Annotated in this window: 15 protein-coding genes; 7 read left to right on the forward strand and 8 right to left on the reverse strand. The window is 57.0% G+C overall.

Annotation, left to right across the window (positions count from 1 at the left end; translation table 11 throughout):
* Positions 1-56: 56 nt before the first annotated feature.
* Positions 57-332: a hypothetical protein gene (locus GDN47_RS08485; RefSeq protein ID WP_145319391.1), complete on the reverse strand. Its 276-nt coding sequence runs from the start codon at positions 330-332 to the stop codon at positions 57-59.
* Positions 333-397: 65 nt separating this feature from the next.
* Between GDN47_RS08485 and GDN47_RS08490 the strand changes: the two genes are divergently transcribed.
* Positions 398-1,123 (forward strand): SDR family oxidoreductase, encoded by a 726-nt coding sequence (locus GDN47_RS08490; protein WP_113329397.1) that lies wholly within the window; start codon positions 398-400, stop codon positions 1,121-1,123.
* A gap of 108 nt (positions 1,124-1,231) precedes the next feature.
* Here the strand turns inward: GDN47_RS08490 and GDN47_RS08495 are convergent, their stop codons facing one another.
* Positions 1,232-1,471 (reverse strand): hypothetical protein, encoded by a 240-nt coding sequence (locus GDN47_RS08495; RefSeq protein WP_113329398.1) that lies wholly within the window; start codon positions 1,469-1,471, stop codon positions 1,232-1,234.
* A 186-nt stretch (positions 1,472-1,657) separates the two neighbouring features.
* A complete protein-coding gene (locus GDN47_RS08500; RefSeq protein ID WP_152093053.1) occupies positions 1,658-2,428 on the reverse strand; it encodes a hydratase in 771 nt (256 codons plus the stop codon).
* A gap of 801 nt (positions 2,429-3,229) precedes the next feature.
* On the opposite strand from GDN47_RS08500, the gene GDN47_RS08505 reads away from it, so the two are divergent.
* From GDN47_RS08505 to GDN47_RS08515, 3 genes are all read left to right on the forward strand, one after another.
* A complete protein-coding gene (locus GDN47_RS08505; protein WP_152093054.1) occupies positions 3,230-4,273 on the forward strand; it encodes a helix-turn-helix domain-containing protein in 1,044 nt (347 codons plus the stop codon).
* Positions 4,274-4,429: 156 nt separating this feature from the next.
* Positions 4,430-5,251: a sterol desaturase family protein gene (locus tag GDN47_RS08510; RefSeq protein ID WP_113329400.1), complete on the forward strand. Its 822-nt coding sequence runs from the start codon at positions 4,430-4,432 to the stop codon at positions 5,249-5,251.
* A gap of 246 nt (positions 5,252-5,497) precedes the next feature.
* The gene (locus GDN47_RS08515) at positions 5,498-5,863 is read left to right on the forward strand and encodes a chemotaxis protein CheW (RefSeq protein WP_113329401.1); all 366 of its coding nucleotides are present in this window, start codon (positions 5,498-5,500) and stop codon (positions 5,861-5,863) included.
* A 285-nt stretch (positions 5,864-6,148) separates the two neighbouring features.
* On the opposite strand, the gene GDN47_RS32295 is transcribed toward GDN47_RS08515, so the two are convergent.
* On the reverse strand, positions 6,149-6,730 hold the full coding sequence (locus tag GDN47_RS32295) for a hypothetical protein (RefSeq protein WP_233789815.1): 582 nt from the start codon (positions 6,728-6,730) through the stop codon (positions 6,149-6,151).
* An 83-nt stretch (positions 6,731-6,813) separates the two neighbouring features.
* On the opposite strand from GDN47_RS32295, the gene GDN47_RS08525 reads away from it, so the two are divergent.
* Positions 6,814-7,212 carry a DUF1236 domain-containing protein gene (locus GDN47_RS08525; protein ID WP_113329403.1) on the forward strand — a complete coding sequence of 133 codons (399 nt, stop codon included), beginning with the start codon at positions 6,814-6,816 and terminating at the stop codon, positions 7,210-7,212.
* Between the two features lie 395 nt (positions 7,213-7,607).
* On the opposite strand, the gene GDN47_RS08535 is transcribed toward GDN47_RS08525, so the two are convergent.
* Positions 7,608-8,261 (reverse strand): hypothetical protein, encoded by a 654-nt coding sequence (locus tag GDN47_RS08535; RefSeq protein WP_113329802.1) that lies wholly within the window; start codon positions 8,259-8,261, stop codon positions 7,608-7,610.
* 284 nt (positions 8,262-8,545) lie between these two features.
* Here GDN47_RS08535 and GDN47_RS08540 point away from each other — a divergent pair, with 284 nt between their 5' ends.
* Positions 8,546-9,979, forward strand: coding sequence for a sensor histidine kinase (locus tag GDN47_RS08540; RefSeq protein ID WP_152093055.1), 1,434 nt, complete (start codon positions 8,546-8,548; stop codon positions 9,977-9,979).
* Positions 9,976-10,620 carry a response regulator gene (locus tag GDN47_RS08545; RefSeq protein ID WP_113350803.1) on the forward strand — a complete coding sequence of 215 codons (645 nt, stop codon included), beginning with the start codon at positions 9,976-9,978 and terminating at the stop codon, positions 10,618-10,620. Before GDN47_RS08540 ends, GDN47_RS08545 begins: the two co-directional genes overlap by 4 nt.
* Here the strand turns inward: GDN47_RS08545 and GDN47_RS31930 are convergent.
* The 3 genes from GDN47_RS31930 to GDN47_RS08565 all read right to left on the reverse strand — a co-directional run bounded on the left by GDN47_RS31930 (position 10,614) and on the right by GDN47_RS08565 (position 12,844).
* The gene (locus GDN47_RS31930) at positions 10,614-11,123 is read right to left on the reverse strand and encodes a hypothetical protein (RefSeq protein ID WP_173002455.1); all 510 of its coding nucleotides are present in this window, start codon (positions 11,121-11,123) and stop codon (positions 10,614-10,616) included. The genes GDN47_RS08545 and GDN47_RS31930 overlap by 7 nt on opposite strands.
* Before the next feature lie 843 nt (positions 11,124-11,966).
* On the reverse strand, positions 11,967-12,113 hold the full coding sequence (locus GDN47_RS08560) for a DUF1127 domain-containing protein (RefSeq protein WP_083258017.1): 147 nt from the start codon (positions 12,111-12,113) through the stop codon (positions 11,967-11,969).
* Positions 12,114-12,373: 260 nt separating this feature from the next.
* Positions 12,374-12,844: an MEKHLA domain-containing protein gene (locus GDN47_RS08565; RefSeq protein WP_069610109.1), complete on the reverse strand. Its 471-nt coding sequence runs from the start codon at positions 12,842-12,844 to the stop codon at positions 12,374-12,376.
* Between the last annotated feature and the right edge of the window lie 83 nt (positions 12,845-12,927).

Here is a 12,927-nt window from a genome sequence, read left to right on the forward strand (position 1 = left end):
CTGCTTTCGATACCTGTTGTTCTCAATCCGCGGCGGCGTGTCGTTGCGCTCCATCCTCATCGCAAGACTGATTGTTTTCCAGTAAAGAAATACTGGCGAAACATATATGCCGCGTTGAACGCCCGACCAGAAGCATTCTTCTCTTTCATGGCGATTTCAGCATTCGCAATGAATTCAATCATGATTCCAGCGGCTTGCGAGCGCGACCCTTCGACGCGGCAATTATGGATCGCCGGAACAGACGCCGTAGAATTCAGCGACTTGCGCTGTTTGCGGATGCCTCCGCCCGGCGAGAAATTCGGTTCGCTTCGGATAGAACGCTGCATTTTCATGTTGACCCCCGCCGCATTCGCATCTTCGATCGGGAAACAGGCAGGAGATCGAAGAGGAAGTTCCGATGAGTTTCGAAGGCAAAAGAGTGATCGTCACCGGCGCAGGCAAGGGCATCGGCCGAGTGACGACGGAAATGCTGATAAAACGCGGTGCACATGTCGTGGCACTGACCAGAAGCGCAGCGGACGTCGCTTCCTTGCGCAATGAGCTGGGTTGCGAAGCCATTCAGGTCGATCTTGCCGACGCCGACAGAACACGTGAGGCAGCAATCGCTGCGCTTCCGGCAGATTATCTTGTCAACTGCGCAGGCACGACCGAGCTGCAGCCGTTCCTTGAGACCACGGTCGAAGCCTTCGACCATCTGCATGCGGTCAACACCCGCGCGCCGATGATCGTGGCCCAGGAATTCGCTCGCTCATTGATCGGCAGAGGCCTTCCCGGCGCAATCGTCAATGTCTCCTCCATTGCCGCCTTTATCGGCATACCGGATCATGCGTCCTATTGCGCATCGAAGGGCGGTCTGGACGGCCTGACGCGCGTGATGGCCAGGGAACTGGCGCCCAAGGGTATTCGCGTCAACGGCGTGCACCCGACGGTGACGCTGACACCGATGGCGGTCAAGGCATGGAGCGATCCCGAAAAGGCAGCACCCATGCGCGATCGCATTCCGGCCGGCCGCTTTGTCGAACCGGCAGAGGTTGCGGAGGTAATCCTTTTCTTGCTTTCCGACGCAGCGGCCATGGTGAACGGCATCTCCATGCCGATCGATGGCGGCTATATGATCGCCTGAGATCATATCCACGGCATCCTGATAGAGATCAAACACCGGATGGAAGTCGCCGAAGAGGCTGAGATTCGACCGGGAGCTGATGCTACGGAACGCCTGGAAGGCTCGGCATTAGGCTGCCGCCTCATAGATCAGATCTGGCGCGACGATCCATTCTCCCTGCCTGAGCGTCAGAACATCGAGCCTGCCTTCGCGATCCCGAACGGCAATGCCGACGAACCGGTAGCGGCTGCCGTTTCTATCCACGACGGCAGCCGAAATAGGTTTGCCGTTGACATAGCCGACAACAGGGCCTTCCTCCCTTGTTGCGGAAAGCAGGAAATATTCGTGAGGAATGTTCCGACTGACCATCAGCTCCGATCCCCACGCTGAAGGGTCAGGCCCACACTCGCCCCAGCGCCTTTCTGCGCGCGCGTGCGCTCACGCGTCGCTTGCTCGAGAGAGGATTTCGAGCGCGGACGCCTGTTCTTCTTGATCTCGACCACGAATGGCTTTCGCTGCGGCCGCATTATCCGTCCTTTCGACTTTTGATTCATTTTAATTGAAGACACATTCGACCTGGCCGAGCGGCCCGAAGTCGACGACCAAATGTTGGCCGGCGCAGACCTGGAGGACCGCAGTGCAGGAGCCGGTCGCCACGATATCGCTCGGCTCGAGCCGCCTGCCATTTGCCGCAAGCGCCGCGGCAAGCCACGCAACCGCGTTCAGCGGATTGCCCATGACCGCCGACGAGCTGCCGGACACCATGGTCTGCCGAAACAGAAACGCCGTGACCTCGATTCTCGAAAGCGCGCCGATGTCCATATTTGCGGCATGGTCGCCGCAGAGCGTCGCGACATGCAGGCCAAAATCCGCAATCGCAGCGTTTGCGCCGGCAAACGCTCGCCGCGTCCGGCGGCCGACGACCCCGATTGCAGGGCGGCAGCTCATGACCGCCTCGGCCACGCTATCGAGGGAGATTTGCTCGCCTTCGTCCGGAAATGACCTCAGCATCGTGAAAACGAACTCGCTTTGTATTCCAATGGTTCCCGGCGGCAGACGGAAGCTTTGCGCCCTCTTTTGCAGGGCGGAAGACGGAATTTCTGAATAAATCGGCCCCTTAAGGCCGAGCGTCCGGCAAGACAGATCGCTCGTTCCCACAATCGCATAGCCCTTGCGCTCAAAGCCGAGTGCATCCTGCGCCGCGGCTTGGATGTCGTAAGCCTCATCTTCAGAGACGATCAGATCGAGCGGAAGATCGCAAAGTTCTTCGTGACGGCGACACTTCGCCAGAAGATCGGCTGTGGTATCCTTCAATTCGAAATACATCTTCGCGCTCCAATCTCGACAACTGGCTTTCACGCAAAAATGGCTCGACACGCATAGCCGTTCCATTCGGCGCAATGCGCGAAAAAATTAAAATCTCATAGTGATTGCTTTTTCTCGTTGAATGATAGTGGCATCCCGTCGTTCCGTGCCTTACCGCTGCCGCTTTGGCTGAGACCGCCAGGCGGCGAAGCGACGCTCGAAGTGGAAGCCGTATCGGTCAGGAGACTGCGGCAAGGACGCGGACGTCATGGCATCGAACAGCATAATGGGTGCGCGGTCCGAGAGCATCGAGCCGCAGCCGCTATGGCTTCAAAGCCGACATAGCCATATTGGATGCCATCGGCCGCAGCGTTTCAGATCGTCCTGCTGGCTATGACGCCAGGGTCCGCTCAGGATTTCTTGCGCGCGGCCTGAAGGCAATCCATCTGCGCCGCGACCGGGCAAGCACAGGCGGATTCTGCCGGATCGTACAACGGGACCAACCAGTACCGGCAGAGCACCGAATGCACGATCGAGGCCGACGCTATGGAGAATCGGCCCGCCTGTCTGCGTCCATTTTTGAACGCACCTATGTTGTTTCGCTCCTCTGCTCACGGCATCCGGGAAAGGAGGTCACAGAGTTTTGGCGCGAATAGGAGAAGCGGATAAGGTAGCGGGATCCAGCGAAATTGACCGTCCTCGTTCCGGGCGGCGCCCCTCCCCAGGATTTTGTTGGCCTCAAACATGATTGAGGTCGCCGCGCGGGGTATCTTTCGGCATGATCGGCTGGAAAATCGCTGCCAATCCTTCACGAACCGATCAATGCTCTTCATTCCATTTCCATTTGTCGTCGCCATTTTGCTCGTCGTTCTCTTTGCAGCCGTAAAGGCTCGAGACGATGAAGCACCACCCAATTTGCCTTTCCAGGCACTGATCCTTCTCAGTGCGTTTCAATCCACGCTTTCCGGTCTGCGATGGGGCTATGCCGTTCAGCCCGCCATGTATATCATGCCGGTGGCGGCCGCGATGGTGGCGCCACTTGCCTATCTCGGCGTCTCGAGACTGGTGCGCAAAAGCTCGCTCTCCCCACTTCAGCAGATCTGCCTGCATGCGCTGCCGGCCGGGCTCATTATCGTGCTGATCGCGGTGTGGCGCGACGCGATTGATATCGCCATCGTACTGATCGACATCGGCTATGCCGCGGCGATCCTGCTTCTCATGCGCTCGGGCACGGACGCGCTTCGCCTCGCGCCATTCGAAAATGCCGGTCCGACCTATCGGGCCGTCCTCTTTGCTGCCGGCGCTCTTCTTTTGTCGGCGATGGTCGATATCTTCATCTGGCTGGACTTCGCCTGGGCCGGTGGTGAATATGCGTTGCAGGTCATCAGCCTCGGAAATCTCGTGGGACTGGCCATCCTGGCCACAGCCGCCGCTGCAGCCAGCCGCAGCCACGCGCCCATCGACAAGGGAGGGGCTGTCCTGCCGCCTGAAATCCTGCAGGACACCCAGACGCTTGATGCCGTACAGACGCTGATGAAGGAAAGACACTCCTATCGCGATGTCGATCTCAATCTCGACCGGCTGGCGCGCAAGCTTGCGATTCCCGCCCGGCAGATTTCCACAGCCATCAACCGCGCGACCGGCAAAAACGTCTCGCAATATGTCAACGAGTACCGGATCGCGGAAGCTTGCACGCTGCTGGCCGAAACCGGGAAGCCGGTGACGGAAATCATGTTCGATGTCGGCTTTCAGACCAAGTCGAACTTCAATCGCGAGTTCCGGCGCGTCACTGATACCACACCGCTCGAATGGCGCGACAAGTCGCGCAAATCCTCCCAGTCCACAGCCGCGCCAACAGCTGACTGAATCGCGATCGGGCACGATCCAGAACGTGTTTAACCTCTCTCCAATCCGGCCGGCATGGCTTTAACCAATTTTTAATCATCAAGTTGAAGCAACCGCCATTCCCGGATAAAGGGAGGATATCGCCTCCTCCATCGTTCCGTGGATAGCAAATTGACAATGGAAAATTTGCTTCAATTGCTTGATTTCATGGAGGAGTACACCGATCGCATTCTTCCGGTCGCGTTCCTGTTGCTCGCCGCAGAGATCATCTTTCCGAAGTCTCGCTATACCTATGTATCGAGGCTTCGCGGCGCCATCTTCTGCGTGACGAACATCCTCATAACCAAGGCAAGCCTGACACTCTTCTACTGGTTTTGGGCGGGCATCGGCATAAAGCCGCTGTTTGCGATCGACCTAACATTCCTCTCGAAGTTTTCGAACGCATGGCCACTCCATCTGCTGGGCGCCATAGCTGCTTCTTTTCTCGTTCTGCAGGTCAGCGAGTTCTTCTACTATTGGTTCCACAGGCTACAGCATAGCAATAGCTTCTTCTGGCGCTTCCATGCCGAGCATCATTCGCTCGAGGAAATGAGCGCCTTCAACAGCAACCACCATTTCAGCGAGGAGATCTTCAGGATTCCGTTTCTGATCATTCCCGTCTCGCTGCTCTTCGATTTCAAACAGGACTATGTTCCCTGGATCTGGGTGTTCTTCGTGCGCTGGCAAGGCTATTTCGAGCATAGCTCGACGCGACTGAATCTGGGCTGGGTTCGTTACGTCTTTCCCGACAATCGCTTTCACCGTATTCACCATTCGGTCGAGCGACAGCACTTCAACAAGAATTTCGGCAGCGGCTCGGCGATCTGGGACATTCTGTTCGGGACCGCCTATTATCCGAAGGCCGCGGAATGGCCCGATGTCGGCTTGCCCAATATCCGGGAGCCGCAAAACTTGACCGAATTTCTCGTCCGACCGTTTCGACGCGGCAGGCATAGCTAGAACGCAGGCTGTTTCAATTTCAGGATTTTCCTCACGCTTTCAGCCCAATGCTCGGTCTAAAAACACGCCTTCGTTAGAATTTTAGATAAACCTAAAAGCGGTCATCAAGACCACGGCTCTACCATCGATGTGTCTGGCCGAACAAGGTTCGGCGGCACCATGACAGTGCCAAGGCATCCTGGAATGGGTTTCGCCTCAGACGATTGCACTTTTGAATGGGGAGTCCCGAAGGGGACAAAGTGCTCAATGCCTCTATCAGCATTTCTTCGTCGCCGTGCAGCGATGGCGGTCCGCGTGCATGACACCTTATGTACATTCATCGACGGCACGATTGTCGCCCGGGCGGATAATTGGCGCCCAGTTCGCGATAGCGACGATACGCGCCGCGCGCTCGGTCATACCTCATATCGTGGCGAATTGGTGCCGGTCTACGATCTGGCGACGAAGATGGGCAACAAGCCCTCAAGGAGCTGTGAAATCGCCATCATCAAGACGACTGGCGGCTATGTCGCATTTCTGATCGACGAATTCATCGGCAGCACGTCGGCGGCGAGCGAAGCCATCCGCCTTTCGGAACTCGACATTTTTGGCCGCGAGCGTGTAGCCGTATAGCGTCGCTTTCCCGATGCCAAAGAAGGCGGCTGGGAACGCGCTTCCGCAAGCCATGAAGAAAGTCATCTCTTCGCAGGAGCCACCTGCCGCACTTCCTGTACACTATGACCAGCCGCGGCCAAATTCCGGAACAGATTTTCAACATGGCGCACGACTGAAGCCATGCACGCCTTTATGTCTCAGCAATAACGGCCAATCTCGGAAATATTTTCTCCATACTTCACTTAAATTGGCAGATCCAGCAATCGCAAGGGGCTTCGTTACCAGATATTGTCGATCAAGGTACTAGACATTCGGAATTCGACGGACATAAACTTGATAGATGAACGCGTGCCAGAAAAAGAGAGCGATCATAGCCTTGATCTCAACCGGAACGGCCACGTCGGTGCTGACGGCTCTCCCTTGGATATGGAGCTGATGAATGCTGTATGATCCAAACATATCCCGATCGCGCTGGCCGCTGCCGTTTCGCCGGCAGTCATGGGAGACATTGGTTGGTTTGGTCTCCGTAATCCTGCTGGTCGGGATCATATGTGCAAACCTGGCGAGCACCTGGACCACGGAGCGAAATGTATCGGTGGCTTCTTCGAGCCGCGCCGCACATTGACGGATTGAGATCGCTCCGCCGTGAATGCGCGGCGATCGCAAGCCTTTGTCGGATTGGCTTCCTGTATCCGTCGACATCCAGTAGCCGGTTCCGGTATTTGCGAACAGAGGGCTGCAGGCAGTCAATCCCTGTATTCCATCACCGAAATCAGCTTTGAGCGTGATGAATTTCCACATATTCCCGATGAAGACCGTCCGCGTGAGGCTTTGGTCCAGTGCATCGCGCGACCCTCGCCCCAATGTCACTCGACTGAAGCCCATGGAAAGGAACCGACTGCGCCGAAGCTCTGTTTTACCGACAGCTCCGTCAATGACGGACGAAGAGAAGGTGAAAGGAGATTCTGATGAAAACGAAAGTACTTAGTATTGCGGCACTCGCGCTAGGCCTGACCGCCGGATGTGCCTTTGCCCAATCGTCGACCGTCACCGGCGCCGCAGGTGGCGCGGTTACCGGAGCCGTTGTCGGTGGTCCGGTCGGGGCCGCCGTGGGCGGCGTGGCTGGCGCCATTGTCGGCACCGCCATCGATCCGCCGCCTCAGAAGGTGGTCACCTATGTCCGCGAACAGCCCTTGCCTGAAGAGGGCACGGTTGTCCACGAGAGAGTGGTCGTCGGCAGGTCTCTGCCGGATACGGTCGTTGTTCGCACAGTTCCGCAGAATCCGCGATATGCCTATGCAGTCGTCAACCACGAACGCGTGATCGTCGAGCCTTCCTCACGCAAGGTTATCCAGATTCTGAACTAATCGTCGTGGGGAGCGGGAAGCCGCTCTCCACCCTTCCCCCTGTTCCCCATGGGCGTATCCATGCCGACCGAAACGAGAAAGCGACCGGTCTGCAGCGCTACCCGAAGCTCCGAGTTTTCCACAGTGGCTTCCACAGGCTGCACCCCCTTGCGCACCATATTCTAAACTTAGCCGCCTGCATCACGCAGCAAATTGCCTATCGCCGGATCGAGCAGCGTCTGGGGCGGAAGGCCCGACCCGGCGATAGAGCCGGTGGGCGGACCGGCTAGGGAAAGGCGTGCATCGACGCCAAACTCATGAACCCAAACTTGTGAGCGATGATCGCAGAAACCTCGTGTCGCAAAGTGCCCGGCGACCGGCATGCTCACCTCAAGACGCTGCTGGTACAGCGCCATTCAATTGACAGTCGCCGCACTGCTCTCGGAGGGCGCCGCGGCTTCGGATTTCCTTTCCAGGGCATCACGGACTTCGGCGATTTTGCCGCTGTTTGTTCCGATGCCGAGAATGCTCTTTGCTTCAGCGAGTGTCTGGTCCGTTACCGGCTTGTTCGACAGCTGCGCGAGCGCCGAACGCAGGGCGTTGTCGCTGAGGGCTGGATCCGTCGGCACTGCCGTCGTTCCATATTGCATTTCGAATTCCGCATATGCCTTCACATAGGCCGAGAGCGCCGCCATCTTGGGGTCTTTCGAGTTCAAGTAGGCGTGATAGTCTCTCCTGAGCGAGCTAAGCCTGCCCTCGTCGGGCTTCGAAACATGCGTCTTCGAGCTTGCACTATGAGCTCCGGAATGTTTGTCCGGGTGATGTGCCTGCAATGACGATGAGGCAGCCTGCGCAGTCGCCGCGCTCGTCGACGTGCTGCTTGAATCGTCGCTCCCGGACTTTTCATGACCGGAATTTCCTTCGCCATGGCCGCCGCCATCACCATTACCGCCGCCGTTTCCGCCCTTGGCGAATGCCGTCTGCATGAAACCGACCGTAGCTCCTCCCATGGGAGCGACTGCAAGCACCAGGCCGAGACTTGTTGCACCGATTATGGACCGGATTTTCATGCGCATTTCCTTCATAAAGCGTCCACCACTCGCAGCAGCGGCCGTATCCAGCAAATCACTGCGCACTAGAATATTGCCGAAATCCCAGGTTTCTACATGGGTCCGACCTATGCTTTGAGCATTAGGACCATTGTCTGATTGATCCTGCCCGATGGTCCCTTAGATTGTGCGCGCCGGATAGCAATACCCTCTTCACGGGACGAGGCGACCGGTGCCAACGTTGCAACAGTTGACACTCCATCCCACTGGGATAGCTATACAGGGTTGGGAGATCAGTGCTGATTATGCCAGTTCTGCGAGCAAACCATAAATACAAACTATCTCTGGCAAGTCTTATCGAACGCTGGAACTCCCAATCTTTGGCCAGACAGTTCCTGCTCGCCGGCGGCCTCGTCGCGCTCTGTGCGATGCTCGTGGTCGGCGCTTTCGTTGCCGGCCTCATCGAGAATGCGGTGACGCGCAATTCCGCGGCGACGACGGCGCTCTATGTCGACAGCGTCATCGCCCCGCTTCTGCCGGATATGCAAACCACCCAGGCTCTCGACGATACCGTCACCCGCGCTCTTGACGAAACGCTCGGCCAGGGCGCGCTTGGCACACGGCTGTTTTCGTTCCGATTATGGCGGAATGACGGGACGATCCTCTACTCCAACAACAAGGATCTTTCCGGAAAGCGATTTCCACTTTCCGATAGCCTGAAGGCGGCTTTTTCCGGCCGGATGGTCGCCAAATTCAACCGGATCGACGATGTGGAAAGCGTCGCCGAACGCAATAGCGGCAAACCGCTCCTGGAAATCTACAATCCCGTACTGCAGCCCTGGTCGGGCAAGGTCGTCGCCGTCTCCGAATTTTACGAGATTGCCAACGATTTCGAAGGGAGCCTCACTCAGGCCCGCCTGCTGAGCTGGCTTGTCGTTGCCTTGTTCACTCTGACATTCTTCGCTCTTCTGTCGATCATCGTCCTGCGTGGCAGCCGCACCATCGACAATCAGCGCAAGGCGCTCAACGGCCGCATCGGCGAACTGTCGACGCTTCTTCAACAGAATGAGGCGTTGCGAGCCCGGGTTCAACGTGCGACCCAGCGTGCGGCCGCACTTAACGAGAGCTATTTGCGCCGTATCGGCGCCGACCTGCATGACGGCCCAGCCCAATTGGTCGCCTATGCCTCATTGCGGCTGGACAGCCAGACCCTCATCAGCTCCACCACCTCGCCAGAGGAGCGCGAGGCGTCGCTGCAGACCATCAAATCCAGTCTTGACGACGCCATGACCGAAATCAGGAGCGTCTGCAGCGGCCTGATGCTACCGCACATCGAGACGGACAATCTGACCGATCTTTTGAAACGGGCAATCCGTGCCCACGAACAGCGCACAGGCGTCGCCGTCCCGCTGATGGTCGCGACAACGCCGACAGATCTTTCGACCTCCGCAAAAATATGCGTCTATCGCTTTGTGCAGGAAGCCTTGAACAACGGTTATCGCCACGCCGGCGGAATCGGGCAAAAGGTCGTGCAGACCTTCAAAGACGGCCAGATCGTGATCGAGGTTGCCGATGAAGGGCCGGGATTTGACCCGAAGGAGGTCGGCCCGCAAAAGCTTGGCCTTGCCGGCCTCAGGGACCGGGTCGAAAGTCTCGGCGGTATTTTTCAACTTTTGTCGTCGAACCGGGGAACCATCGTTCGCATGTCCCTGAACATCGAGGAAATGGAGCAGGCATGACAGCTGCAATCAGTTTGGCGGTCGTAGACGACCACCCTCTCTTCAGGGAGGGCGTTATTCGGAGCCTGACCGAAATGGATGGGTTCAGTATTGTGGGTGAGGGCAGCAGCAGGGAGGATGCGCTGCGCATAGCAGCGGAACACCGCCCGGATATCCTGCTGCTCGACATTTCCATGCCGGGAGGAGGGCTGGATGCCATCTCTCTCATCCTCGAGCAGATACCCGATCAGAAGATCGTGATGCTGACAGTCTCCGAGGCAAGCGACGATGTCATGGCGGCGCTCAAGAGCGGCGCGAAAGGCTATGTTCTCAAAGGCGTCGGATCACGGACCCTCGCCGATATCCTTCGCAGCATTGCTGCGGGTGACAGCTATGTCGCACCGACGCTATCGGCGCGTCTGATCTCGGATAACGGATCTGGTGCCCAGATCAATCCCTTCAGCGCATTGACGGAGCGCGAGCGGGAGGTCCTTGAACTGGCTTCTGCCGGATTGAGCAACAAACATATCGGGCTAAAGCTCGATCTGCATGAAAAGACCATCAAGCATCACATGACCCAGATCTTCGCCAAGCTGGAAGTGAGCAACAGAACGGAAGCTGCGATGGCATTCAGGGATGAACTCGAAAGGCGCCGTCAGTGAAGGAACGCTTTAAGCCGCTGCTCGTCGGCGATCGTCGCATTGCGGTTGACGATGGTGCGGCCCTTTGAATCCTTCATCACATACCGCCCGCTCTTTATATTTTCGCTCATGCCATCCTTGTGTTGAACGGTAATCGATCCGTCGCCATCATCGGAGGATTGGTCGGAATCGACCTGAGTTTGGGTAGCGCTCTTGGTTGCGGATGAACGGCCATTGGCATTACCGTTTCCGTTTCCGTTTCCATTTCCATTCCCGTTGCCGTTGTTGCCGTTCCCACCCCCATTGCCGCTGTTGCCACCGCCGTTCCCGTTGCCTCCCCCATTGCCGTTTCCGCCGCCGTTACCATTGCCACCGCCATTGCCGTTACCCCCTTTTGCCTCCACTATTTGTTGTGCAAATATCGCGGAAGCGCCGTGAATTTTAATGGTGTAGGGGAGTGCTGTGCTGACCATAGTCAACAACAGGCATGGCAAAGCAGCAATGAGCTTTCGACGCAATGACACCTACGGCCTCCTGAGGCTCCGGTTGGCTTCGGCGACGAATGTTCGTCGCTCCCTGGCCCGAAAGCGCCGCCATTTATCGCCGACTGGCAAATATCTCTGATCCCATATCAAATCGCCGCAACACCGCGAGGGGTCAAGTCTTATCAAACGGAGAGACCTCTGCTTGGACTTCAGCAATCGAAGCCAAGACCTTTCGCCGGGATATCATCAGACTAACGTCCAGGAAGGAGCTGGACCGAAGCCCAATTGCATGATTGCATTATTGAAAACGACTTCCTCTGGTCGATATGACTGCGGATACGCCGACGCCCTGCCAATGCAAAATGCCATGGTTGGGAACCAATAGTGCCCCTGCAAAAATTGGCACTCCATATATCGATGCCCGCGCGATCGATCCGAAAAGAGGGGTACTGCGATGACCCAACACTGGAGGATATTTCTAGCCCGCTCCGCGCCGCCAGGCGCGATATTGGATTTCTCGGCAGCCGAGTTCGCTCTCGAGGTCGCGATCAATTTGCGATATTGCCTGAACCTTGTCCGACCAACGCCGGAATGCATCGCTTTGGCTGACCTCGTTTTGCTGCGAGCCAGAAACTACGGCGAAGCGAGAATGGGGCATAAGCCACAGCTATTCGCAGAGGCCGAGGATGCACTTGCCAAGGCAACAAGGCTGCTCGAGATCGAACTCGAATATTGCGCAAAACAGAACATGAAAGGCAGCTGTGAACAAGCCGCCTGAAATCTTCGCCATAGTATCCGCGACGATAATAGCGAAAAAAATGGTGCTCGCCGGAGGCCTCTTGCGGCGGCGCATACCTCGGGGTATGCGCTCGAAAAGATGATTTAGTTGCCGCGGGCGCCGCTGACGGCGTAGGGGATATGCGAGCGGGCAATGCCGAGATCACGAAGGACATGATCGTCGAGGGCGGAAAGCTCGCGTATGGCTCTGCGCTGTTCGCTAAAGCGCTTGATCTTCTCAAATACTCTCATTTTTACGGTCTCCTTTGCTGATGCGCAGGAGATAGGCATTTATCCGCCTAAATAAAATGCACATGCCTGCACGATAGCCATGCCGCTTTTGCACGGCTCATGACCATAAGATTGGCGGGATGGACACGTGCTAGTTCTTATCACCATATTCGAGAGTGCGATCGGCTCTGGATTTTACTGACGGATCGCTACCTTCCGCGACTGTTGCGGCCCCGATGAAGCGAACTTAGCTTTTGAACCGTCCGTCTCTATCCTGCGGCCTATGCATCCTGCCATTTGGAAAAGGTTGCAGCCTGCCCGCGCAAATTGCCATCTCGGTCCACGAGCTGCCAGACGATACCGGCATCGATCCAGAAACGTCGTCCGGATTTCGCAATCCTCAGACCGCGATAGTCGGAGATGAAGCCGTTACGGGTCACCGCGTCCAGCAACTGCTGACGCTCCGCCCGATTGGGAAGCTCGGCCGAAAGGCGCGAGGGCAGCGTTATAAACTCGTCCCATGAGTATTCGAAGCAATTCTGCGCAGCCTTGTTGGCGTAGACGAAACGCGGATCGGCATCCGTATTATGGGCGAGGACCACAAACGGCGCGTCGCGATAGAGCCAATCCGGCCCCGCGCCCTCGCCAATTAAGGAAGAGCCGACAATGCGTTGAAAACTGCCGGTCAGAAGTTCAAAAAAGGCTTCGTCAACCGATAAATCGACAGCGTTGCTTTCAGGCCTATCAGTCATCTCTTCCCTTCCTAGCATTCTGGGCATCGACGGGAGCGATACCTATCAAATTGCGTGGGAGATCAAAAGCAGGGCAAGCGGGA

Source organism: Martinezella dioscoreae, from assembly GCF_009176305.1.
In the GTDB taxonomy this organism is placed as follows: Bacteria; Pseudomonadota; Alphaproteobacteria; order Rhizobiales; family Rhizobiaceae; genus Rhizobium; species Rhizobium dioscoreae.

Coding starts and splice junctions, on each gene's coding strand:
- GDN47_RS08485 (WP_145319391.1), bottom strand. CDS start 332: ATGAAAATGCAGCGTTCTATCCGAAGCGAACCGAATTTCTCGCCGGGC.
- GDN47_RS08490 (WP_113329397.1), top strand. CDS start 398: ATGAGTTTCGAAGGCAAAAGAGTGATCGTCACCGGCGCAGGCAAGGGC.
- GDN47_RS08495 (WP_113329398.1), bottom strand. CDS start 1,471: ATGGTCAGTCGGAACATTCCTCACGAATATTTCCTGCTTTCCGCAACA.
- GDN47_RS08500 (WP_152093053.1), bottom strand. CDS start 2,428: ATGTATTTCGAATTGAAGGATACCACAGCCGATCTTCTGGCGAAGTGT.
- GDN47_RS08505 (WP_152093054.1), top strand. CDS start 3,230: ATGCTCTTCATTCCATTTCCATTTGTCGTCGCCATTTTGCTCGTCGTT.
- GDN47_RS08510 (WP_113329400.1), top strand. CDS start 4,430: ATGGAAAATTTGCTTCAATTGCTTGATTTCATGGAGGAGTACACCGAT.
- GDN47_RS08515 (WP_113329401.1), top strand. CDS start 5,498: ATGCCTCTATCAGCATTTCTTCGTCGCCGTGCAGCGATGGCGGTCCGC.
- GDN47_RS32295 (WP_233789815.1), bottom strand. CDS start 6,730: ATGGGCTTCAGTCGAGTGACATTGGGGCGAGGGTCGCGCGATGCACTG.
- GDN47_RS08525 (WP_113329403.1), top strand. CDS start 6,814: ATGAAAACGAAAGTACTTAGTATTGCGGCACTCGCGCTAGGCCTGACC.
- GDN47_RS08535 (WP_113329802.1), bottom strand. CDS start 8,261: ATGAAAATCCGGTCCATAATCGGTGCAACAAGTCTCGGCCTGGTGCTT.
- GDN47_RS08540 (WP_152093055.1), top strand. CDS start 8,546: ATGCCAGTTCTGCGAGCAAACCATAAATACAAACTATCTCTGGCAAGT.
- GDN47_RS08545 (WP_113350803.1), top strand. CDS start 9,976: ATGACAGCTGCAATCAGTTTGGCGGTCGTAGACGACCACCCTCTCTTC.
- GDN47_RS08560 (WP_083258017.1), bottom strand. CDS start 12,113: ATGAGAGTATTTGAGAAGATCAAGCGCTTTAGCGAACAGCGCAGAGCC.
- GDN47_RS08565 (WP_069610109.1), bottom strand. CDS start 12,844: ATGACTGATAGGCCTGAAAGCAACGCTGTCGATTTATCGGTTGACGAA.